This is a genomic window from Micromonospora sp. CMU55-4 (assembly GCF_011602315.1).
Lineage (GTDB): Bacteria > Actinomycetota > Actinomycetes > Mycobacteriales > Micromonosporaceae > Micromonospora > Micromonospora chalcea.
In genome coordinates this window covers 224,887-247,160 of the sequence record NZ_JAAOLH010000005.1, presented here as the reverse complement: position 1 = coordinate 247,160, position 22,274 = coordinate 224,887, and the positions used below count along the sequence as shown (strand labels likewise).

General features: G+C 73.0%; 19 protein-coding genes. 9 read left to right on the top strand and 10 right to left on the bottom strand.

The features are described 5' to 3' along the window. Positions 1-732 (bottom strand): succinate dehydrogenase cytochrome b subunit, encoded by a 732-nt coding sequence (locus HA073_RS12035; protein ID WP_176722908.1) that lies wholly within the window; start codon positions 730-732, stop codon positions 1-3. Positions 733-767: 35 nt separating this feature from the next. Here HA073_RS12035 and HA073_RS12030 point away from each other — a divergent pair, with 35 nt between their 5' ends. Continuing rightward, positions 768-1,706 (top strand): LysR family transcriptional regulator, encoded by a 939-nt coding sequence (locus tag HA073_RS12030; protein ID WP_043325079.1) that lies wholly within the window; start codon positions 768-770, stop codon positions 1,704-1,706. Between the two features lie 101 nt (positions 1,707-1,807). Further along, positions 1,808-3,463, top strand: a complete 1,656-nt coding sequence (locus HA073_RS12025) for a D-glucuronyl C5-epimerase family protein (RefSeq protein ID WP_166456386.1) — start codon at positions 1,808-1,810, stop codon at positions 3,461-3,463. 36 nt (positions 3,464-3,499) lie between these two features. On the opposite strand, the gene hrpA is transcribed toward HA073_RS12025, so the two are convergent. Next, positions 3,500-7,495, bottom strand: coding sequence for an ATP-dependent RNA helicase HrpA (gene hrpA / locus HA073_RS12020; RefSeq protein ID WP_166456385.1), 3,996 nt, complete (start codon positions 7,493-7,495; stop codon positions 3,500-3,502). A gap of 142 nt (positions 7,496-7,637) precedes the next feature. On the opposite strand from hrpA, the gene HA073_RS12015 reads away from it, so the two are divergent. Continuing rightward, complete coding sequence (locus HA073_RS12015) at positions 7,638-8,105, top strand: cytidine deaminase (RefSeq protein WP_240925689.1); 468 nt, start codon at positions 7,638-7,640, stop codon at positions 8,103-8,105. A gap of 9 nt (positions 8,106-8,114) precedes the next feature. Here the strand turns inward: HA073_RS12015 and HA073_RS12010 are convergent, their stop codons facing one another. Next, on the bottom strand, positions 8,115-8,474 hold the full coding sequence (locus HA073_RS12010) for a YciI family protein (protein ID WP_166456383.1): 360 nt from the start codon (positions 8,472-8,474) through the stop codon (positions 8,115-8,117). A 102-nt stretch (positions 8,475-8,576) separates the two neighbouring features. Here HA073_RS12010 and HA073_RS12005 point away from each other — a divergent pair, with 102 nt between their 5' ends. From HA073_RS12005 to HA073_RS11990, 4 genes are all read left to right on the top strand, one after another. Further along, complete coding sequence (locus HA073_RS12005) at positions 8,577-9,623, top strand: iron ABC transporter permease (protein WP_069089930.1); 1,047 nt, start codon at positions 8,577-8,579, stop codon at positions 9,621-9,623. 152 nt (positions 9,624-9,775) lie between these two features. Next, on the top strand, positions 9,776-10,765 hold the full coding sequence (locus HA073_RS12000; RefSeq protein WP_281604769.1) for an iron chelate uptake ABC transporter family permease subunit: 990 nt from the start codon (positions 9,776-9,778) through the stop codon (positions 10,763-10,765). Beyond that, entirely contained in the window at positions 10,762-11,604 is an 843-nt protein-coding gene (locus HA073_RS11995) for an ABC transporter ATP-binding protein (RefSeq protein WP_113973193.1), read from the top strand. The genes HA073_RS12000 and HA073_RS11995 overlap by 4 nt, the downstream gene beginning before the upstream one ends. Before the next feature lie 32 nt (positions 11,605-11,636). Next, complete coding sequence (locus HA073_RS11990; RefSeq protein WP_043325074.1) at positions 11,637-12,581, top strand: ABC transporter substrate-binding protein; 945 nt, start codon at positions 11,637-11,639, stop codon at positions 12,579-12,581. Between the two features lie 56 nt (positions 12,582-12,637). On the opposite strand, the gene HA073_RS11985 is transcribed toward HA073_RS11990, so the two are convergent. The 4 genes from HA073_RS11985 to trmB all read right to left on the bottom strand — a co-directional run bounded on the left by HA073_RS11985 (position 12,638) and on the right by trmB (position 18,184). Then, a complete protein-coding gene (locus tag HA073_RS11985; protein WP_166456382.1) occupies positions 12,638-13,897 on the bottom strand; it encodes an Nramp family divalent metal transporter in 1,260 nt (419 codons plus the stop codon). Positions 13,898-14,163: 266 nt separating this feature from the next. Beyond that, positions 14,164-14,811, bottom strand: a complete 648-nt coding sequence (locus HA073_RS11980) for a hypothetical protein (RefSeq protein ID WP_043325072.1) — start codon at positions 14,809-14,811, stop codon at positions 14,164-14,166. A 120-nt stretch (positions 14,812-14,931) separates the two neighbouring features. Next, a complete protein-coding gene (locus HA073_RS11975) occupies positions 14,932-17,436 on the bottom strand; it encodes an RNA helicase (protein ID WP_064447507.1) in 2,505 nt (834 codons plus the stop codon). Between the two features lie 61 nt (positions 17,437-17,497). Next, the gene (trmB, locus tag HA073_RS11970; protein WP_166456381.1) at positions 17,498-18,184 is read right to left on the bottom strand and encodes a tRNA (guanosine(46)-N7)-methyltransferase TrmB; all 687 of its coding nucleotides are present in this window, start codon (positions 18,182-18,184) and stop codon (positions 17,498-17,500) included. Between the two features lie 79 nt (positions 18,185-18,263). Between trmB and HA073_RS11965 the strand changes: the two genes are divergently transcribed. Next, the gene (locus HA073_RS11965; protein ID WP_069089925.1) at positions 18,264-18,845 is read left to right on the top strand and encodes a hypothetical protein; all 582 of its coding nucleotides are present in this window, start codon (positions 18,264-18,266) and stop codon (positions 18,843-18,845) included. A 332-nt stretch (positions 18,846-19,177) separates the two neighbouring features. Next, positions 19,178-19,882 carry a class F sortase gene (locus HA073_RS30315; protein WP_240925709.1) on the top strand — a complete coding sequence of 235 codons (705 nt, stop codon included), beginning with the start codon at positions 19,178-19,180 and terminating at the stop codon, positions 19,880-19,882. 98 nt (positions 19,883-19,980) lie between these two features. Here HA073_RS30315 and HA073_RS11955 read toward each other — a convergent pair whose 3' ends face one another. Genes HA073_RS11955 through HA073_RS11945 form a run of 3 tightly spaced genes read right to left on the bottom strand, consistent with a single transcriptional unit; the run spans position 19,981 to position 22,076 of the window. Further along, positions 19,981-20,295: an antibiotic biosynthesis monooxygenase gene (locus tag HA073_RS11955; protein WP_043325067.1), complete on the bottom strand. Its 315-nt coding sequence runs from the start codon at positions 20,293-20,295 to the stop codon at positions 19,981-19,983. 25 nt (positions 20,296-20,320) lie between these two features. Further along, positions 20,321-21,118: an exodeoxyribonuclease III gene (locus tag HA073_RS11950; protein ID WP_043325066.1), complete on the bottom strand. Its 798-nt coding sequence runs from the start codon at positions 21,116-21,118 to the stop codon at positions 20,321-20,323. Positions 21,119-21,155: 37 nt separating this feature from the next. Continuing rightward, positions 21,156-22,076 (bottom strand): proteasome assembly chaperone family protein, encoded by a 921-nt coding sequence (locus HA073_RS11945; protein WP_043325065.1) that lies wholly within the window; start codon positions 22,074-22,076, stop codon positions 21,156-21,158. Positions 22,077-22,274: the final 198 nt, after the last annotated feature.

Sequence of the window (22,274 nt, the reverse complement as noted above, 5' to 3'; positions counted from 1 at the left end):
TCAGGACACCAATCCGGTGATCACGGCGAACGGGACCAGCAGGTAGCCGCCGACGAGCGCGACGGCGAAGACGAGCGCGGCGATCCTGGCCCGGCGCTCGCCCTTCGGGGTCTGCTGGCCGAGGCTGCGGAACGCGCTGAACGCGCCGTGGCGCAGGTGGAAGCCGAGGGTCACCAGCGCGAGGGTGTAGAAGAGCGTGACGTACCACCGCTCCGGCGCGAAGTCGGCGACGACGTTGCCGTACGGGTTGGCCGGGTCGCCCTGCGGGTTCAGGTGACCCGTGGTCAGGTCGAGGATGTGGTAGATCACGAAGAGCAGGATGATCACACCACCCCAGCGCATCGTGCGGGCCGCGTAGTTCACGTGGATCTTGCGGCGGTGCGCGTACCGCACCGGGCGGGCGGCCCGGGACCGCATCGCGAGCAGCGTGGCCGCGCCGATGTGCCCCAGCACGGCGACGGTGAGCACGGTGCGCTGGATCCACAGGAACCACGTCGTCGGCAGCAGTGGCGTGCCGATGTCGCGCAGCCAGTGCGCGTAGTGGTCGAACGAGGTCTCGCCCGTGAAGATCTTCAGGTTGCCGAGCATGTGCGCGATCAGGAACAGCACCAGAATGATGCCCGTCACCGCCATGACGGCCTTGAGGCCGACATTGGAGCGGATGGGCGACCGAGTTTTCGTGATTACCACGCGAACGACGCTAGGAGCACTTCGATCAGGCGTCCAATGCATCGAAATCGCAGCGTTGATAGCCGTAGGCTATGTAGATGCAGCTCCATCAGCTTCGGTACTTCGTGGCGGTCGCCGAAGTACGACATTTCACCCAGGCGGCCGATCTTGTCGGCATAACCCAGCCCTCGTTGAGTAAGCAAATTCACGCGCTGGAGGCCGACCTGGGGGCCCCGCTGTTCGAACGGGTAAGGGGCAACATCACCCTCACCGCGGCCGGCGAGGTGCTGCTGCCGCTGGCCAAGCGGATCCTCGCCGACGTGGAGACCGCCACCCGCGAGGTGCAGGAACTGGTGGGGCTGCGCCGGGGCCGGGTCCGGCTCGGCGCCACGCCCAGCCTGGCCACCTCGCTCGCCCCGCCGGTGCTGCGCCGGTTCCGCGACGCGCACCCCACGATCGACCTGCGCGTGGAGGAGGGCGGCTCGCAGGATCTCGTCCGGGACCTGCTCCGCGGCGACCTCGACCTCGCCCTGATCATCATGCCGTCGGCCGGCACCGACCCGGGGCTGCGCGCCGACCCGATCCTGCGCGAGAGCCTGGTGGTCGCCTCGGTCGACCCGCTGCCGGGCGCCTCGGAAGCCGGGGAGCTGCGCATCACCGACCTGCGCGACCAGCCGCTGGTCATGTTCCGCGAGGGCTACGACCTGCGCGACGCCACGCTCCAGGCGTGCCGGGCGGCCGGGTTCGAGCCGACCCTGTCCGTCGACGGCGGAGAGATGGACGCCGTGCTCAGCTTCGTCGAGGCCGGGCTCGGCGTCGCGCTGGTGCCCGGCATCGTGGTGGCCCGCCGCGCCGGCATCCGGGTCACCCGGCTCGTACCGCCCGGGGTCCGCCGGACCATCGCGGTGGCCCGCCGCCGCGACGTGGTCCCCACCCACGCCGGGCGCGAGCTGCGCCGCATCCTCCTGGAGTACGTCCACGACGCCACCGCCGCCGACCAGCTCCCCGCCGGTGTCGAGCCGCTTGCCGCCATTTGACGGATCTCCGACATGTCGCGACGAATGTCCTTGCTCGTCCCGGCCGACCGGAACAGCATGGGAAGGCTGATGCCCAGCATGTGAAGACACGGGAGGTTCGCATGCGCCATCAAGACCCGTCCGGGGCCGCCGGCCCGACACCTGCACTGAGCCGGCGTGCCGTCGTCGCCGGCTCCCTGGCCGCCGCCTCGGTCCCGCTGCTCGGCGGTGGCCCCGCCTGGGCCGCGGCGTCCCCGGCGACCTCGCTCCTGGCGCCGGCGGACCCGGTCATCGACCCGGCCCTGGAGATCGGCCCGCCGGGGCCGGTCGAGCCACTGCCGAATCTGTCCGCGATCCCGGCCCGGGACATGCCCCGGCTGGCCCCGCGCGCGGCCTCCACCCCGGGCGCCGGACGCGTCGGCGGACCGACCCGCCGGTACGCCGGCGCGGCGTCGGTGCCGTTCCAGTTCCGGTACGACGGCTTCGAGATCCGGGAACTGCCGATCGGCATCGAGCCCTACCACATGACCTCGCCGGTCCCGCTCGTCGATCCCGGTGTGCACGACTCCACCGGGGTGCGCATGGTGCGCCTCGGCGGCCGGCTCTACGACCACCCGGTCGCGCAGGCGCAGTACGGCCTGCACCTGATGGAGGCCCACCGGATCACCGGGAACCTGACATACCTGGACCGGGCGAAGCGGCAGGCGCAGCGCCTGATCGACCGCCGCACGCTGCGCTCCGGCGCGTGGTTCTATCCGTACCCGTTCGACCACCGGCTGCACGGCGGCCCCGACCTCTACCCGGCGCCCTGGTACTCGATGATGGCCCAGGGGCAGGCGCTGAGCCTGTTCACCCGGCTCTACCAGCGCACCGGCGAGACGAAGTGGAAGGGCGCCGCGGACGCCACCTTCGCCTCGTACCTGCTGCCCGCGGTGGCCGGCCAGCCGTGGGGCGTGTACGTGGTGGACGGTCTGCTGTGGCTGGAGGAGTACCCGCACCCGAAGGCGGTCCGCGGCGACCGCACCTACAACGGGCACATGTTCTCCGCGTACGGCCTGTACGACTACTGGGTGCTCACCCGCAACGCCGACGCCAAGCTGATGCTGCAGGGCGCGATCACCACCTACCGGGACGTGTGGGAGAAGACCCGGGTGCGGCACTGGCGCAGCCGCTACTGCCTGACCCACGGCATCGACGCCGGCCAGTACCACTCCACCCACATGTTCCAGTTCGTCCAGCAGTACGCCATCACCGGTGACACGTACCTGGCCCAGCTCGCCGACCTCTGGTACACCGACTACCCGCCCTACGGCGTGAAGGGCAACATCCGGTTCTCCTCCGGCACGCACACCGCGTACAAGTTCAACAGCGCCGGCACGGTGACCGCGCGGACGAAGATGACGCTGGCCCGCGCCAGCGCCGCGCCCTCCGGCGACCGCGTGAAGATCATGCGGCAGACCGGGATCTGGTACGCGATCACCGCCGGCACCCTGGCCGGCTACTACGTGCAGGAGTACTCGCCCTACCGGTACCAGGTCGGCATCTGCGCCGGGTTCGGCTACAAGCTGCACCGGCCCGGCACGATAGCCGTCGACGCGCCACCGGCGTACTCGATCGACGCCGCCGGGCTGATGAAGTCGGTGCCCACCACCTACCGGGTCGGTGACGCGGTGGCCATCGACGGCCGCTCGGTGCTCAACGGCCGCGAGCACGTCCGCCTCGTGGAGGGGCCGTACGCCGGTCGCTGGCTCGGCTTCGGCGCGGTGATCCGCCGCTGACCGGACCGCCGCGCCGGCGTCGGCCGGCGCGGCGGCTCAGCGGCCCTCGGCGTCGTCCATGGCCCGGTAGATGCGCTGCTCGGAGACCGGGTAGGGGGTGCCGAGGGCCTGGGCGAACACGTTCACCCGCAGCTCCTCGATCATCCAGCGGATCTGGCGGGCCGCCGGGGTCGCGCGCCGCGGCGGGGGCAGCGCGGCGAGCATGTCCTGGTACTCCTTCTGCACCACCGCGATCCGGTCCTGCTGCTGTTTGTCGCGCTGCGGGTTGCCGGGCAGCCGGTCCAGCCGCCGCTCGATCGCGGTGAGGTAGCGCAGCAGGTCGGGCAGGCGCGCGTAGCCGGTCTCGGTGATGAAGCCCTTGTGCACCAGGCCGGTGAGCTGGGCACGGATGTCGGCCAGCGCGGCCACCACCGCCAAGTTGCGGGTCGCGCCGAGCCGCTGCTCCACCGTGTACGCGGCGGCCAGCACCCGGCGGACCCGGTCCATCACCTCGACCACGGTGTCCACCAGGTCGGCCCGCACCTTGTCGCGCAGCGCGGCGAAGCCCTCGGCGTCCCAGGCCGGGCCGCCCGCGTCGCCGATCAGCTTGTCGATCGCCGCCCCGGCCGCGTCCTCGATCAGCTCCGGCACGCTGCCGTGCGGGTTGCGGGACAGCGCCAGCTTCGCCTCGTTGCTCAGCCGCCCCTGGAGGAACTTCGCCGGCGACGGCAGCGTCAGCCGCAGCAGCCGCCGGGTGCCCGCCCAGTGCGCGGCCTCCTGCTCGGCGGCCGAGTCGAACACCTTCACCCCGACGGTGGCGCCCTCGTCCACCAGCGCCGGGTACGCGGTCACCGCGAAGCCGGCGCGGACCTGCTCGATGGTGCGCGGCAGCGCGCCGATCGACCACTCGGTCAGCCCGGAACGGGCCACGTCCGGCGCGGCGGCGGCCACGACCTGCCGTACCTCCTGGCGCAGCTCGCGTTGCAGCGCCGGCAGGTCCTTGCCCTCGGCGACCGGTTTGTCGTCCTCGCCGAGCACCCGGAACGTGACCCGCAGGTGCGGCGGCAGCTTCCCCGGGTCCCAGGCGTCCGGCGGCACTGTCACGCCGGTCATCCGGCGCAGCTGCCGGGTCAGCGCGGCCAGCAGCGGCTCCTCGCCCGGCGTGATCGCGGCCAGCGCGGCGCGCGCGTAGTCGGGCACCGGCACGAAGTTGCGCCGCACCGGCTTGGGCAGCGACCGGATCAGCGCGATCACCAGCTCCTCGCGCAGCCCGGGCACCTGCCAGTCGAAGCTCTCCGCCGGCACCTGGTTGAGCAGCGGCAGCGGGATGTCCACGGTGACGCCGTCGGTCGGCGCGGTCGGGTCGAACGTGTACGTCAGCGGCAGCGTCACGCCGTCGGCCCGCCACTCGTCCGGGAAGTCCTCCTCGTCCACCCCGCCCCGGCCGTCGTTGACGAGCAGCTCGCGGGTGAACGTGAGCAGGTCCGGCCGCTCCCGGCGGGTCTTCTTCCACCACGAGTCGAAGTGCCGGCCGGAGACCACGTCGGCGGGGATGCGCTGGTCGTAGAAGGCGAAGATGGTCTCGTCGTCGACCAGGATGTCGCGGCGCCGGGCCCGGTTCTCCAGCTCCTCGATCTCGGTCAGCAGCTTCTGGTTGTCCCGCCAGAAGTGGTGGTGGGTCTGCCAGTCGCCCTCCACCAGGGCGTGCCTGATGAACAGCTCCCGGCTGAGCACCGGGTCGATCCGCCCGAAGTTCACCTTGCGCGAGGTGACGAGCGGGATGCCGTACAGCGTGACCTTCTCGTAGGCCATCACCGCGGCCTGCTTCTTCTCCCAGTGCGGCTCGCTGTAGCTGCGCTTGACCAGGTGCTGGGCCAGCGGCTCGACCCACTCGGGCTCGACCCGCCCGGCCACCCGGCCCCACAGCCGGGACGTCTCCACCAGCTCGGCGGCCATCACCCAGCGCGGCGGCTTCTTGAACAGCGCCGACCCGGGGAAGATCCCGAACTTCGCGCCCCGCGCGCCCAGGTATTCGTGCTTCTGCGCGTCCTTGAGGCCGAGGTGCGACAGCAGGCCGGGCAGCAGCGACTGGTGCACCTTCGGGGTGTCGATCTCCTCCGGCAGGTCGGCGCCGGCGCCGCGCCGGCCCTCACCCTTGTCCGAGGTTCGCAGCACCTGGCGCAACTGGCTGACGATGTCCTGCCACTCCCGTACCCGGAGGTAGTTGAGGTATTCGGCCTTGCACATCCGGCGGAACGCGCTGGAGGACAGCTCCCGCTGCTTCTCCCGCAGGTAGCGCCACAGGTTCAGGTACGCGACGAAGTCGGATTCCTTGTCGGCGAACCGGGCGTGCGCCTGGTCGGCCTGGGCCTGCTTGTCGGCCGGGCGTTCGCGCGGGTCCTGGATGGACAGCGCGGCGGCGATCACCACCACCTCGGTGGCGCAGCCGTTGCGTTCGCCCTCCAGGACCATCCGGGCCAGCCGGGGGTCGACCGGGAGCTGTGCCAGCCGCCGGCCCAGCGCGGTGAGCCGTTTCGCCGGGTCGGTCTCGGCCGGGTCGAGCGCGCCCAGCTCGTGCAGCAGGTTCACGCCGTCGGTGATGTTGCGCCGGTCCGGCGGGTCGATGAACGGGAACGCGGCGACGTCGCCGAGCCCGATCGCCGTCATCTGCAGGATGACCGAGGCCAGGTTGGTGCGCAGGATCTCCGGGTCGGTGAACTCGGGGCGGGAGTCGAAGTCCTGCTCGTCGTAGAGGCGGATGCAGATGCCGTCCGAGGTACGCCCGCAGCGGCCCTTGCGCTGATTGGCGCTGGCCTGCGAGACCGGCTCGATCGGCAGCCGCTGCACCTTCAGCCGGCTGGAGTAGCGGGAGATCCGGGCGGTGCCCGGGTCCACCACGTACTTGATGCCGGGCACGGTCAGCGAGGTCTCCGCGACGTTGGTGGCCAGCACCACCCGGCGGTTGGAGTGCGCGGCGAAGACCCGGTGCTGCTCGGCGGTGGACAGCCGGGCGTACAGCGGCAGGATCTCGGTGCCGAGCAGCGACCGCTTCTTCTGGACCAGCTTGCCCAGCGCGTCGGCGGTGTCGCGGATCTCCCGCTCGCCGCTGAGGAACACCAGGATGTCGCCCGGCCCCTCGGCGGCCAGCTCCTCGACCGCGTCGCCGATGGCCTGGATCTGGTCCCGGACGTTCTCCTCGTCGGCCTCGTCCTCCTCCTCGGCCTCGGTCACCTCGACCAGCGGCCGGTAGCGGACCTCCACCGGATAGGTGCGTCCGGACACCTCGACCACCGGCGCCGGGTTGCCCTCGGCGTCGGCGAAGTGCTTCGCGAACCGGTCGGTCTCGATGGTCGCCGAGGTGATGACCACCTTGAGGTCGGGCCGGCGGGGCAGGAGCTGCCGGAGGTACCCGAGGATGAAGTCGATGTTGAGGCTGCGCTCGTGTGCCTCGTCGATGATCAGCGTGTCGTACTGCCGCAGCATCCGGTCGGTCTGCAACTCGGCCAGCAGGATGCCGTCGGTCATCAGCTTGACCAGGCTGTTCTCGCCCACCTGGTCGGTGAAGCGCACCTTGTAGCCGACCACGTCGCCCAGCTCGGTGCCGAGCTCGTCGGCGATCCGGTCGGCGACCGTGCGGGCCGCCAGCCGGCGGGGCTGGGTGTGCCCGATCAGGCCGGTGATCCCGCGCCCCAGCTCCAGGCAGATCTTGGGGAGCTGGGTGGTCTTGCCGGAGCCGGTCTCACCCGCCACGATCACCACCTGGTGGTCGCGGATCGCGGCGGCGATGTCGTCCTTGCGCTCACTCACCGGCAACTGCGCCGGGTAGGTGATCGCCGGCACGGCCGCGCGACGCGCCTCCAGGCGCGCCTCCGCCCGGGTCACCTCGGCACCGATCTCGGCCAGCGCCGCGTCCCGCCGCTGCGGGTCACGCAGCCGCCGCACGCCGTCGAGCCGCCGCTGGAGGCGGCGCTGGTCGCGGAACATCAGCGGGGCGAGGCGGCGGTGCAGGTCGCGGGCGGTGTCAGGGGCGGCGGGTACGGCTGGCTTCTGCATGTCGTCGCCAAGGATAGGCAGCCGCGCGGCGGACCGCCCCCGGGTTACCGGCGACGGGCGCGCCGTCACCGGCGGGCCGCCCGGCGGGGATAAAGTTGCCGCCGACGGGGGCCGACGGGGCCGACGAGGGGCGGGGATGATCATGCGGGACACCGACCGGGCGCTCGTGCAGGCCGCCACCGCCGTGGCGAAGCTGCGCTGCCGCAGCGACAACCACACCGTCGCCGCCGCCGTACGCAGCACCGACGGCCGGGTGTTCAGCGGCGTCAACGTCTACCACTTCACCGGCGGTCCGTGCGCCGAGGTGGTGGCAATCGGGGCCGCCGCGACCCAGGGCGCCGGCGAGCTGGAGACGATCGTCGCGGTGGGGGACCGGGGCCGGGGCGTCATCCCGCCGTGCGGGCGCTGCCGTCAGGTGCTGCTCGACTACTTCCCGGCGATCCGGGTGATCGTCGGGCCGCCGGACGGGCTGCGCGCGGTGCCGGTGACCGACCTGCTGCCCGAGACGTACGTCTGGTCCGACCAGCAGGTCGAGGTGCCGGCCGGACCGCGCGCCCCGCTGTGGCCGACGCCTGTGGTGCCGGGCGTCCGGCAGGCCGCCGAGGACTGATCCGCGCGCTCAGTCGCCGGCTGCGGCCTCCAACATCGAGCGGGGCACCGGCACCTGCTCGAAGCGGACCTGCCCCTCCGGCACCATCCAGCTACTCACCCGCGCGATGAGCTGTCCCGCGCGGACCGCCGGGTCGTTCGCGTACAGCTCGCGGGCCATCTGCGGGTCCACCGACAGCACCACGAAACCGCGGACGCGTCCGTCGTCGCCGTCCAGGAACGGCCCGGCCGCGAGCACCGCGCCCTGCTCCACCAGCCCGGCCTGATGCGCCAGGTGGGCGTCCTGGATCCGCTCCAGGGCGTCGGGCGGCAGGTCCGGCGCGTCGTCCGGGCGGACCAGGAGCACCACCGTGTGCCTGTCGAATCGCATGCCCTCAGGCTAGGGGTTGCCGGGCATCGACACCGGCGGGTTAGGTGCGCCTTACCAGGTCAGCTAAGGTGAGGCGTACCTAACCGGAAGGCGTGCCACCCCGTGACCACCGTCGCCGTCCGGCCCGCGCGGGCCGGGGCCCCCGCCCGCCGTGGCGCACCCCGCCGCATCGCGGTCACCCTGGCGGCGGCGCTGCTGCTCCTGCTGGCGCTGCTGGCCAGCCTGGCGCTCGGCAGCCGGCACATCCCGGTCGACCAGGTGTGGCACGCGTTGGTGTCACCGGACGGCGGCGACGCGACCACTGTCGTCCGGGACATGCGGCTGCCGCGTACCGTCCTCGGGCTGGTCGTCGGCCTCGCGCTGGCGCTGGCCGGGGTGCTGTTCCAGGCGGTCACCCGCAATCCGCTGGCCGAGCCGCGCATCCTCGGCATCAGCGCCGGGGCCTCGTTCGGCGTGGTGCTGGCCATCGCCGTGTTCGGGGTCGGCACGCTCGCCGGGTACGTCTGGTTCGGCATCGCCGGCGCGCTGCTCACCGGGCTGCTCGTGTTCGCGGTCGCCAACCGCGCCCGCGACGGCGCCAGCCCGGTCACCCTCGCGCTCGTCGGCGCGGCCCTCGACGCCGGTCTCGGCGCCATCGTGTACGCGCTGCTCAGCATCGACGCCCGCACGTTCGAGGAGTACCGCTTCTGGGTGGTCGGCGGGCTGACCGGCCGGGGCGTCGGCGTGGCCGGTCAGGTGCTTCCGTTCGTGGTGACCGGCGTGCTGCTGGCCCTGCTGGCCGCGCGTGGTCTGGACGCGCTCGCCCTCGGCGACGACGTGGCCCGGGGGCTCGGCCACCGGGTCGCCCTGGTCCGGCTGGCCGCCGGCGGCGGTGGCGTGCTGCTCACCGGCGCCGCGGTGGCCGCAGCCGGGCCGATCGCGTTCGTCGGGCTGGCGGTGCCGCACCTGGCCCGGGCGCTCGTGGGCGCCGACCACAGGTGGACGCTGCTGGTCGCCGCGCTGCTCGGCCCCGCGCTGGTGCTGGCGGCCGACGTGACGGGCCGCCTGGTCGCCCCGCCCGGCGAAATCCCCGCGGGCATCATCACCGCCCTGCTGGGCGCCCCGCTGCTGGCCTACCTGGTCCACCGAGCCAAAACGGTGACGACATGACCACCCCGGTCCCCCGCACAGACTCCCGCGATCTTGCACTTGCCGCCCCGGCGAAAGGGGCGATCCCGGCGCCGTCGGGGCAGCAAGTGCAAGATCAACGACGTGGGCCGCTGGGGGCCGGGCGCGGGGTTCTGCGGGTCGGGGCGGCGGTGGTGGTGCCGTTCCGGTGGCGTCCTGTCGTTCTGGCGCTGGTGCTGTTCGTGCTGCTCTGCCTCGCGGTGGTGGTCAGCCTGTCGCTGGGGACGCCGTACGTGGCCCCCGTCGACGTGGTGCGGTCGCTCTCCGGCGCGGGCACCCCGTACGACCTCGTGGTGCGCGACCTGCGACTGCCCCGCGCCGTCCTCGCGGCGGTCGCCGGTGCGGCCTTCGGCGTGGCCGGCACGCTGATCCAGAGCGTGGCCCGCAACCCCCTGGCCAGCCCCGACGTCATCGGCGTCACCCAGGGCGCCGGGCTGGCCGCCACGATCGCGCTGACCAGCGGGGCGGCGGCGGTGCTGGTGGCGCCGGCGGCGCTGCTCGGCGGCCTGGCCGCGGCGGTACTGGTGTTCGCGCTCGGCGCCCGGCACGGCCTGGCCGCCCAGCGGTTCGTGCTCGCCGGCGTGGCGGTGGCGTTCGCGTTCCGGGCGCTGATCGAGGTCGTCATGCTCACCGCCGACCCGATCGACGGGCTGCGCGCGCAGATCTGGCTCATCGGCACGCTCGCCGGCAAGGGGTGGAGCGAGGCGGCCTGGATCGCCGGCACGCTCGCCGTGCTGCTGCCGGTGCTGCTCTGGGCCGGCTGGGCGCTGCGCAGCAGCACGCTCGACGACGACACCGCGCGGGGGATCGGCCTGCGGCCGGTGGCCCGGCGCATCGGCCTGGCCGGCACCGGCGTGCTGGCCGCCGCGATGGTCACCGCCCAGGTGGGCGCGGTGGACTTCGTGGCGCTCGTCGCCCCGCAGGTGGCCCGCCGGCTGGCCCGGACCGAGCGACCGCCGCTGCTCTGCGCCGCGCTGCTGGGCGCGTTGCTGCTGGTGCTCGCCGACCTGGGCGCCCGGCGGCTGCTGGCGCCCACCCAACTGCCGGCCGGCGTGCTGACCGCGGCGATCGGCGGGCCGTACCTGATCTTCGTGCTGCTGCGCACCCGAGGGAGGCGCTCGTGACCGCGCTGCTGTCCACCCGCGACCTGGTCGTCGGCTACGAGGGCCGGACCGTGCTGGACGGACTGGACCTCGACCTGCCGGCCGACACGTTCACCGTGATCGTCGGCCCGAACGCCTGCGGCAAGTCGACGCTGCTGCGCACCATGGCCCGGCTGCTCACGCCCCGGCGGGGCGCGGTGCTGCTCGACGGCGCGGCGATCCGGGACCTGCCCACCCGGGACGTGGCCCGGCGACTCGGCGTGCTGCCGCAGAGCCCGCTGGTGCCCGAGGGGATCACCGTCGCCGACCTGGTCGGGCGCGGCCGGCAGCCCTACCAGCGCTGGTGGCGGCAGTGGTCGACCGAGGACGGCCGGGCGGTCGAGGAAGCCATGCGGCTGGCCGACGTCGCCGGGCTGGCCGACCGGGCGGTGGACACGCTCTCCGGCGGCCAGCGCCAGCGGGTGTGGATCGCCATGACGCTGGCCCAGGACACCGACGCGCTGCTGCTGGACGAGCCCACCACGTACCTCGACCTGGCCCACCAGGTGGAGGTGCTGGACCTGCTGCACCGGCTGCGCGCCGAGCGGGGCCGGACCGTGGTGGCCGTGCTGCACGACCTCAACCAGGCGGCCCGGTACGCCGGTCACCTGATCGCCATGCGCGACGGCGCGGTGGTCGCCGCCGGCGAGCCGCGCGAGATCCTCACCGCCGACCTGGTCCGCGACGTGTTCGGGCTGGACTGCGTGGTCGTGCCCTGCCCGGTCAGCGGCGCCCCGCTCGTGGTGCCGGCCCTCACCCAGACCTCGGCCGTTCCGGCCGCCACGCCGGCCACGGCCGGCGTCCCCGTCGGCGACGCCTGAGCGCGCCGACCCGCACCACCGAAAGGAACACCATGCGTCGTCTCGCCGTCGCACTCACCGCCGCGCTCGCCCTCGGCGTCGGTCTCACCGCCTGCGGGGAGAGCGATCCCGTCGGCGGCGCCGGCACCGGGGAGACCCGGGAGATCACCCACGCCATGGGCACCACGAAGGTGCCGGCCGAGCCGAAGCGCGTGGTCGTGCTCGACACCGACAAGATCGACACCGCGCTGTCGCTCGGCGTCACCCCGGTCGGCGCGGCCACCGCCGGTGAGGCGAAGAGCTGGCCCACCTACTTCGGCGCGGACAAGCTCGCCGGCATCACCGAGGTCGGCGTGCTCACCGAGCCGGACCTGGAGGCGATCAACGCGCTCAACCCGGACCTCATCCTGGGCAGCAAGTTCCGCCAGGAGAAGTTCTACGACGAGCTGTCCAAGATCGCCCCGACCGTGTTCACCGAGAAGGTCGGCATCACCTGGAAGGAGAACTTCCTCCTCGACGGCGCGGCGCTGGGCAAGGAGCAGCAGGCCAAGGACCTGCTGGCCGAGTACGAGAAGCGGGCGAAGGACTTCGGCGCGAAGCTCGGCGACGCCGCGTCCCGCAAGGTCTCCATCGTGCGCTTCATGCCGACCGAGATCCGCCTGTACGGGCCGGACTCCTTCTCCGGCATCGTCGTCGGCGACACCGGCCTGGGCCGCCCCGAGCGGCAGATGCTCGCCGGCAAGGAGGACAAGCGGATGGACCGGGTCAGCCCGGAGCGCATCGCCGAGGCCGACGGCGACGTGGTGTTCGTGACCGCGTACGGCGAGAAGGCCGCCGCCGAGCAGGCCAAGGTCACCGGCGGCACGCTGTGGAAGGGCCTGTCCGCGGTCAAGGCCGGCAAGGCGCACGTGGTCTCCGACGAGATCTGGATGACCGGCATCGGCGTGGGCGCCGCCAACAAGATCCTGGACGACCTGGAGAAGTACCTGGCCGCCTGAGCCCCGATCACCAGCGCCCGTCCAGCCGCAGGAGGCCGGACGGGCGCTGGCGTGTTTCAGGCGGCCAGCTGCCAGAGCAGGAACGCGTTGAGCGCCACCACGAACGCCGTGATCGCCACCGCCGCCGCAGTGGTGGCCCGCCGGTTGACCAGGCTGCCCATCAGGTCCCGGCGCCGGGTGAACATCACCACCGGGATCAGCGCGAACGGGATGCCGAAGCTCAGCACCACCTGCGACAGCACCAGCGCCCGGGTCGGGTCGACGCCGATCGCGAGCACCGCCAGCGCGGGCAGCAGCGTGATCATCCGGCGGATCAGCAGCGGGATCCGGCGGCGCAGGAAGCCCTGCATGATGATCTCACCGGCGTACGTGCCGACGCTCGTGGAGGCGAGGCCGGACAGGAGCAGCGCGACCGCGAAGCCGACCGCGGCGGCCGTACCGAGCGTGGTGGCGAGCCCGGCGTGCACACCTTCGAGGGTGTCGGTGCCCGGGATCGACGTGCCGTGGAAGCTGCTCGCCGCCACCAGCAGCATGGCCAGGTTGACCGCCCCGGCGACGCCGAGCGCGATCAGCACGTCGACCCGCAGGCCCTTGGCGATCACCCGTCGCTGCGCCTCGCCCTCGGCGGGCAGGCGGTTCGGCGTCAGCGCCGAGTGCACGTAGATGACGTGCGGCATCACCGTCGCGCCCAGGATGCCGGCGGCGAGCAGCATGCTGTCGGTGCCCTGCATCCGGGGCAGCAGGCCGGCCGCGGCGTCGGACACGTCCGGCTGCGCGGTGACCAGGTTGACCGCGAACGCCAGCACGATCACCCCGAGCAGCACCGCGATGGCGATCTCGAACGTCCGGAAACCCCTGGCGCGCAGCGCCAGGATGGCGAACGAGGCGGCGCCGACGATCAGGCCGCCGGGCAGCAGCGGGACGCCGAACAGCAGGTACAGCGCGACCGCCCCGCCGATCACCTCGGCCAGGTCGGTGGCCATGGCGACCAGTTCGGCCTGCGCCCACATGACCCGGTTCAGCGGCCGGGGCAGGTGCTCCCGGCACAGTTCGGGCAGGCTGCGCCCGGTGGCCAGGCCGAGTTTGGCGGTGAGCGTCTGCACCAGCATGGCGGCCAGGTTCGCCGCCACCACCACCCAGACCAGCAGATAGCCGTACCGGGCCCCGGCGGTGGAGTTGGTGGCGAAGTTGCCGGGGTCGACGTAGGCGACCGCCGCTACGAACGCGGGCCCGAGCAGGATGAGGCGTCCGCGTACCGGGCGCGGGGCGCGGGCGGTCCGCAGTGGGGGTACGACAGGCGAGTCGTTTGTTACCACTGGTGCTCCTCGACGGACGACGGGCGGCGGGACGAGACGACGACCGGCGGGGGCGAGGCGGAGTCAGGCGGGTTGTTCCCGACTACTACTCACATATGCCACTAACCTGAGCCCAGAGGGGAAAGCGCACACGAGGGACGGTGTCGCCCCGCCGCGGCGGCTGCTCCGGCCCGGTCGATCGCCCCGGGCGCAGCACGCCGAACGGCCGTCCCGGGTGCGGGACGGCCGTTCGGTGGGGCGGCGGTGAGCCGGATCGGATCGGTCGGTCAGGCGGCGGTGGACCAGATGGCGCGGAACGCGGCTGCCTCACCGGCCAGCCACTGCTCGATCTGCTCGGGCTTGACGTCGGCGGGCATCCGGTGCGCCTCGCCGCGCCGCACGTCGACCAGGACCGGCTCGGCGTGCGGCAGCACCGCGTCCATGTGCCGGGCCATCAGGTGCAGCGTGGCCAGGGTCGCCTCCTCGCTCGGCGGCGCCTCGTCGAAGTGCAGCCGGATCGCCTCGGCCCGGCCGTCGGCGTACCGCACACCGAACTGCGGGTTGATCTTCACGGGCAGGTCACCCAGCATCGCCAGCGCGTCGCGGGTCTGCGCCAGGTCGACGCCGGCCGGCTCGCCCAGCGACTGCAGCCAGCGGGTCGCGCCCGGCACCAGCGCCTCGTAGAGCGGGCGCCAGCGCGGCTTGACCAGGTCGGCGACCTGCGCGAGGTGGGTGCCGCCGGTGTGGAACGCGACGTCGGCCTTGAGCGCCTTGACGAACTGGCCGTGCGGGTTGAAGCCGTGCCGGCTGGCCCGCTGCCGGCGCAGCCCGCCGACGAAGGTGGCCTTGGTGGGCCCGGTGCGGTCGACGTACCGGGTGAATCCGAGGAGGGTGGCGTAGGGGGTGACAGGGGTCGCGGAGGTGGGCGCAGTCACGAGCATCCTCCCAGGTCAACAGCTCGATTAGTACATACATTCTAATCGACGGGTCTGACAATCGCCCAGGGCACGAAAAGGGCCGCCCGGACATCCCGGGCGGCCCTTTTTCGCGTAGTCCTACAGCTGGCCGACGTCGGTGATCCGGACCGCCGCCGCGCCGATCTCGTCGGAGGCGGCGAGGTCGATCTCGGCGCTGATGCCCCAGTCGTGGTCGCCGTCCGGGTCGTCCAGGATCTGCCGTACGGTCCACTTCTCGCGGCCCTGCTCGATCATCAGCAGCGCCGGCCCGCGCGCGTCCGGCCCCACCCCGATCGCGTCGTACGTCTCGAAGTACGGCTCCAGCGCGTCGGCCCAGGCGTCGGCGTTCCAGCCGTCGCCGGCGTCCAGCTCGCCGAGCAGGTCCCAGCGGCGCAGCGCGGCCAGCTCGACGCGACGGAACATCGCGTTGCGCACCAGCACCCGGAACGCCCGCGCGTTGCGGGTGACAGCCGGCGGCCGGTCGTCCAGCGAGGCGGCGACCTCGGCCACGTCCGACGGGTTGCGCAGCCGCTCCCACTCGTCGATCAGGCTGGAGTCGACCTGGCGGACCAGCTCGCCCAGCCACTCGATGAGGTCGACCAGCTCCTCGGTCTTCGCGTCCTCGGGGACGGTCTGCCGCAGCGTCTTGTACGCGTCGGCGAGATAGCGCAGCACCAGCCCCTCGGAGCGGGACAGCCCGTAGAACTGGACGTACTCGGGGAACGTCATGGCCCGCTCGTACATGTCGCGGACCACCGACTTGGGGGAGAGCTGGTGGTCGGCGACCCAGGGGTGGCCCTGCCGGTACATCTCGTACGCGGACTCCAGCAGCTCCGCCAGCGGCTTGGGCCAGGTCACCTCGTCGAGCAGTTCGAGGCGTGCCTCGTACTCGATGCCTTCGGCCTTCATCGCGGCGACCGCCTCGCCGCGGGCCTTGAACTGCTGCGCGGACAGCACCTGGCGCGGGTCGTCCAGGATCGACTCGATCACACTGAGCACGTCGAGCGCGTACGACGGCGACTCCCGGTCGAGCAGTTCCACTGTGGCCAGCGCCAGCGGTGACAGCGGCTGGTTGAGCGCGAAGTCGAGCTGGAGGTCGACGGTGAGGCGTACCCGGCGGCCGGTCTCGTCCGGCTCGGGCAGCTCCTCGACCACGCCGCCGGCCCGCAGCGCGCGGTAGATGGCGATGGCCCGGCGGATGTGCCGGCGCTGCGCGGCCGGGTCCTCGTGGTTGTCGGTGAGCAGGTGCCGCATCGAGGCGAACGCGTCGCCGGGACGGCCGATCACGTTGAGCAGCATCGAGTGGCTGACCTGGAAGCTGGACGTGAGCGGCTCCGGCTCGGCCTCGACCAGGCGCTGGAACGTCGGCTCACCCCAGCCGATCGAGCCCTCCGGCGGCTTCTTCTTCACCACCTTGCGACGCTTCTTCGGGTCGTCACCGGCCTTCGCGAGGGCCTTCTCGTTCTCGATCACGTGCTCGGGGGCCTGCACCACGACCCGGCCCAGCGTGTCGAACCCGGCCCGTCCGGCCCGGCCGGCGATCTGGTGGAACTCGCGGGCCTTCAGCAGGCGCGTCCGCACCCCGTCGTACTTCGAGAGACCGGTGAACAGCACGGTGCGGATCGGCACGTTGATGCCGACGCCGAGCGTGTCCGTACCGCAGATGACCTTGAGCAGGCCGGCCTGGGCGAGCGTCTCGACCAGGCGGCGGTACTTCGGGAGCATGCCGGCGTGGTGCACGCCGATGCCGTGGCGGACCAGCCGGGACAGCGTCTTGCCGAAGCCGGAGGTGAACCGGAAGTTGCCGATCGCCTGCGCGATCATGTCCTTCTCCGCGCGGGTGCAGACGTTCACGCTCATCAGCGCCTGGGCGCGTTCCAGCGCGGCGGCCTGCGTGAAGTGCACCACGTACACCGGGGCCTGCTTGGTCTCCAGCAGTTCCTCGAGCGTCTCGTGCAGCGGCGTGGTCGCGTACGAGAAGAGGAGCGGGACCGGCCGCTCGGCCGAGCGGACGACGGCGGTCGGCCGCCCGGTGCGCCGGCTCAGGTCGTCGACGAAGCGGGTGGTGTCGCCGAGCGTGGCCGACATCAGCACGAACTGGGCCTGCGGCAGCTCGATCAGCGGCACCTGCCACGCCCAGCCCCGGTCCGGCTCGGCGTAGAAGTGGAACTCGTCCATGACCACCTGGCCGACGTCGGCGCGGCGGCCCTCGCGCAGCGCCAGGTTGGCCAGGATCTCCGCGGTGCAGCAGATGATCGGCGCGTCCGCGTTGACGCTGGCGTCGCCGGTGAGCATGCCGACGTTCTCGGCGCCGAAGACCTCGCAGAGCGCGAAGAACTTCTCCGAGACCAGCGCCTTGATCGGCGCGGTGTAGAAGGTCGTGCGATCGTCGGCCAGCGCGGCGAAGTGCGCCGCGATCGCCACCAGGCTCTTGCCCGAGCCGGTCGGCGTATTCATGATCACGTTCGCGCCGGAGACGATCTCGATGACCGCCTCCTCCTGATGGGGATAGAGATTCAGGCCGCGCTCGGACGCCCAGGAGGCGAACGCGTCGTAGAGGGTGTCGGGATCGGCGGTCTTCGGCAGCGCGGCGGTGAGAGTCATGGCGGCTCCCATCGTGCCTGGATCACACCGCGCCGCGCCAACCGGGTTCAGCGCAACGGGTTCAGCGCCGCCGGTGGATCAGGTCGAAGACCTCCCGGCCGGCGGTCAGCGCGCGGCGTTCGAACTTCGTCACCGGCCGGTGCGCCGGACGCGGCGCGTAGCCGCCGTGTACGTCGACCAGCTCCGGGTCGGCGGTGAGCGTCTCGCGCATCGACCCGGCGTACTCGGCCCAGTCCGTCGCGCAGTGCAACGTGCCGCCCGGCGCCAGCCGGGACCGCAGCAGCGCCACGTGCGCCGGCTGAATGATCCGCCGCTTGTGGTGGCGTGTCTTCGGCCACGGGTCCGGGAAGAAGACGTGCACCGCGTCCAGGCAGCCCTCCGGCATGGCCCGGACCAGGTCCAGCGCGTCGCCCTCGGCCACCCGTACGTTGTCCAGACCGTGGCGTTCCACCAGGTCGAGCAGGTTGGCGATTCCCGGCGTATGGACCTCGACCGCCAGATAGTGTCGGTCCCGGTCGGCCGCCGCCATGGCGGCGGTGGCGTCGCCCATGCCGGAGCCGATCTCCAGCACCAGCGGCGCCCGCCGTCCGAACAGCGCCGCCGGATCGCACGGCCCGTCGAGGGCGGCGATCCTGAGGCCGTACGCGGGCCAGAGCCGGTCCAGCGCGTCGCGCTGCCGGTCGCTCACCCGCCCGCGACGCGGATGGAAGGTGCGGATGCGGGCGGCGGGAAGGTCGGTGAGGGTCACAACGAGCCGAGCCTAGCCCGGATCGGATGTGATGTGCGGCCGGGGGTGAGAGGATTCATCCCGTACGCCGGGAGGGGTCATGGGGTCGTTCAGGGTACGTGAGGCGCTGCTGGTCGCGGTCGCCGCGTGCGCCGCCCCGCTGGTCGGCGCGCTGCCCGCCCAGGCCGCGCCGCGCGCCGCCGAGCCGGTGCCGGAACAGCCCCCGGCCGACGTGATCTTCGTGGAGGTCACCCCGGGCACCGTGTCGCCCGGCTACCTGGTCGGCATCCGGGCGAGCTGCCGGAACAACACCGTGCCGGCGATCGTCACCTCGGACGCGTTCGGCAAGATCCAGGTGCAGCCGCAGCGCGGCCTGCTCACCGCCACGCCGATGGTCCACGAGCGCACCCGGCCCGGCAACTACCGGGTCAAGCTGGAGTGCCCGGGCGGGGAGACCGCCTCCACCATGCTCCAGGTGGTCAAGCAGGGGCAGCCCACCCGGCCGCCGACCCACGGGCCCAGTCACCTGCCCAGCCGCGGCCCGGCGACCGGCTTCGGCGGCACCGCCGGTCCCGGCCTCGGCGGCCTGCTGGTGCCGGTCGGACTGGCGGTGACCATGGTCGGCGCCGGGCTCGGTGTGGCCGCGTCCCGCCGCCACGCCCGTGGCGCCGCCGGACGCTGAGGCCCGCCATGGCCGAGCACTTCGTCCCGCCGCCCGCCGGTTCCCGGCGCTCCGGCTGGCCGTTCGTGGCTCTGCCCCCGCCCGCCGCGCCGCCCACGGGCTCGGCCCGGCCGTCCCGGGCCGGGCCGCCCGCCGACGCCGCCCGGTTCTCCAGGGCTGATCCGGCCGCCGCGCCCCGGACCGGCCCGCGCTCGGGGAGTGGGTCTGCCGCCGGGACGGGTCCGTCCGCCGGGACCGGATCGTCTGCCGGGCCGGTCTCCGGGGCGCGGCCGTGGATGCCGCCGCCCGCCGCGTCGCGACCGTGGTATCCGCCGTCGGCCGATCCGCCGGCCCTGCGCCCACGCCCCGCCGGGCCGCCGCCGGTCGAGCCGCCACCGGCGTCGCCGGGCGGGCGGGACCGGGGCCGGGGCTCCTGGTCGAAGCCGCTGGCAGTGGTTCTGGTGCTGGTCGGTGTGTTCGCCACCGGGGCTGGCCTCGGGCGTACGGCCGGGCCGTTCGACTTCGCCGACGCGTCCACCGAGTCGAGCCGGTCGACCGGGTCGGGCGCGGCGGCCCCGGCGAACGCTGCCGCTCCGGCCCGGAAGCCGGCGAGCCGGCCGGTACGCCTGGCGGTGCCGGCCATCAAGGTCAACGCGCCGGTCACCCCGGTGGGGCAGGCGAAGGACGGCTCGGTGGACGTGCCGCCGCTGACCGAGCACGACCAGACCGGCTGGTACGACAGGGGAGCGGTGCCCGGCGACCCGGGTCGGGCGATCATCGTGGGCCACGTCGACACCAAGAGCGGCCCGGCCGTGTTCTACCGGCTGCGCTCGCTCAAACCGGGCGCCCGGATCCAGGTGACCCGCGCGGACCGCAGCGTGGTGACGTTCAAGGTGGACAGCGTCGAGTACTTCGACAAGTCGAACCTGCCCGCCGCGCGGGTCTACGGCGACTCAGGTCCGGCCGAGCTGCGCCTGATCACCTGCGGCGGCGAGTGGGTCGGCGGCCGTACCGGCTACCAGGACAACGTGATCGTCTTCGCGTCCCTGGCATCCTGACGGGCCACCGCCCCGGTCGATCATGAGGTTGGCGGTGACAAAACGGACGTCGAGCGCCGCTAACTTCATGATCGACGGAGAAGGGGGATGGGGAGGGGTCAGGGCTTGGCGGGGACCTGCTGGACCACCTCGAACTCCAGCAGGTTCGCGCCGGTGGCGACCGGCTTGCGCGGCTCGCCGCCCTCGGCGTGCGCGGCCCGGGACGGGCCCTGCGCCCACGCCTGGTACGCCTCCTCGCTCTCCCAGCGGGTGTACACGAAGTAGCGGCTCTCCCCGGCGACCGGGCGCAGCAGCTCGAAGCCGAGGAAACCGGGGGAGTTCTCCACCGCGCCGGCCCGGGCCGCGAACCGCTTCTCCAGCTCCTCGCCGGCGCCGGGCGGGACGTCGATCGCGTTGATCTTCACGACTGCCATACGTCCACCCTAACGAGCCTCGGACTCAGAACGTCTCGACGGCCGGCGTCAGGTCGGCGTCGACCACCACCGGGGCGTGGTCCGAGGGACCCTTGCCCTTGCGGGCCTCCCGGTCCACGTACGCGGAGCGGACCGCGCGGGCGAACGGCGCGCTCGCGTACACCAGGTCGATCCGCATGCCCTTGTTCTGGTGGAACATCCCGGCCCGGTAGTCCCAGTACGTGAACGGGTGCGGCCCCTTCATCGGTGTCGGCACCACGTCCTCCAGCCCGAGGTCACGCAGCGCGGCCAGGGCGGCCCGTTCGGCCGGGGTGACGTGGGTGGAGGTGGCGAACAGCGCGGGGTCCCAGACGTCGGCGTCGGTGGGCGCGACGTTGAAGTCGCCGCAGACGGCCACCGGCAGGGGCCCGGCGACCTCCGGTTCCAGGGCGTCGCGCAGCGCCGCGAACCAGGCCAGCTTGTACGCGTAGTGCGGGTCGTCCGGCGTGCGGCCGTTCGGCACGTACACCGACCAGACCCGCAGCCCGTCGCAGGTGGCCGAGATGGCGCGGGCCTCGGGTTCGGGGAAGCCGGGCTCGCCCGGGAAGCCGACCGCCACGTCGGCGAGCCCGACCCGGGACAGGACGGCGACGCCGTTCCACCGGCCGTCGCTGTGGCTGGCCACCTCGTAGCCCAGCTCGCCCACCTCGGCGACCGGGAACGCCCCGTCCGGGCACTTGGTCTCCTGCAGGCACACGACGTCGGGTTTCGTGGTGGCCAGCCAGTCGAGCAGCCGGGGCAGGCGGGCCTTCACCGAGTTGACGTTCCAGGTCGCCAGGCGCATGGCCCCAGCCTGCCGCATCGCCGCCCGTCCCGCCGCCTCAGCGCTCCGGGGTGTCGCCGGGGCGGGTCTGCTCGGCCAGGAAGCGCTCCAGCTCGGCGCCGAGCTCGTCGGCGGTGGGCAGCGGACCGGTCTCGCCGGCGAGCAGGCTCTTCTCGCCCCGGCCGCGGGCGAACGCGTCGTACTGCTCCTCCAGCGCCTGCACCAGCGTGGCCGCCTCCTCGGTCTGGGTGACCTGGCGGTCGATCTCCACCCGGACCGCCTCGGCGGCGGTGCGCAGGTCCTCGACCGGCAGCAGCAGGCCGGTGCTGCGGGACACGGCGGACAGCAGCGCCTCGGCGGCGGCCGGGTACTCGGCCTGGGCCACGTAGTGCGGCACGTGCGCGGCGAAGCCGAGGGCGTCGCGGCCCTGCTCGCCGAGGCGGTACTCGAGCAGGTGGCCGACGCTGGCCGGCACCTGCACCTTCTGCAGCCACGGCTCGTGGCCGGCGATCAGGTCCTTGCGCGTGGCGTGCGCGGTGACGCCGCTGGGCCGGGTGTGCGGCACCGCCATCGGGATCGAGTTGAGCCCGACGGTGAGCCGGACGTCGAGGCGGGCGCAGAGGCCGGCGACGGCGGCCACGAAACGCTCCCACTGCAGGTCCGGCTCGGGGCCGGTGAGCAGCAGGAACGGGGTCTCGTCGTCGTCGCGCAGGAGGTGCAGCTCCAGCGCCGGGGCGTCGTAGTCGGCCCAGTGGTCCTCGACGAACGTCATCACCGGGCGGCGCGAGCGGTAGTCGAAGATCTGGTCGACGTCGAAGCGGGCGATCGTCCGGGCGTCGAGCGAGGTGAGCAGCTGTTCCCGGGCGAGCCGGGTGGCGTTGCCGGCGTCGACGAAGCCGGTGAGCGCCTGGATCAGCACCGGCTGGCCGAGCTCGGGCAGCTCGTCGGTGAGTTCGTAGAGCTCGTGTGGATCGAGCACCGGTGGGGTCCTCCCTGTCGACGCGTACGGGGGAGCGCCGAACGTGCGGTCTCCCCGGTTCGGCAAACGTACCGGGGGGTGTGGTCCATTCCGTTACGGACACCTCTGATGCCCGGATGGTGATCACGATTCGGCTACGCCCCGGTCCGGCGGCCGACATCCGGATCGTCCGAACGGACGAGTTAGTCGATCATCGGG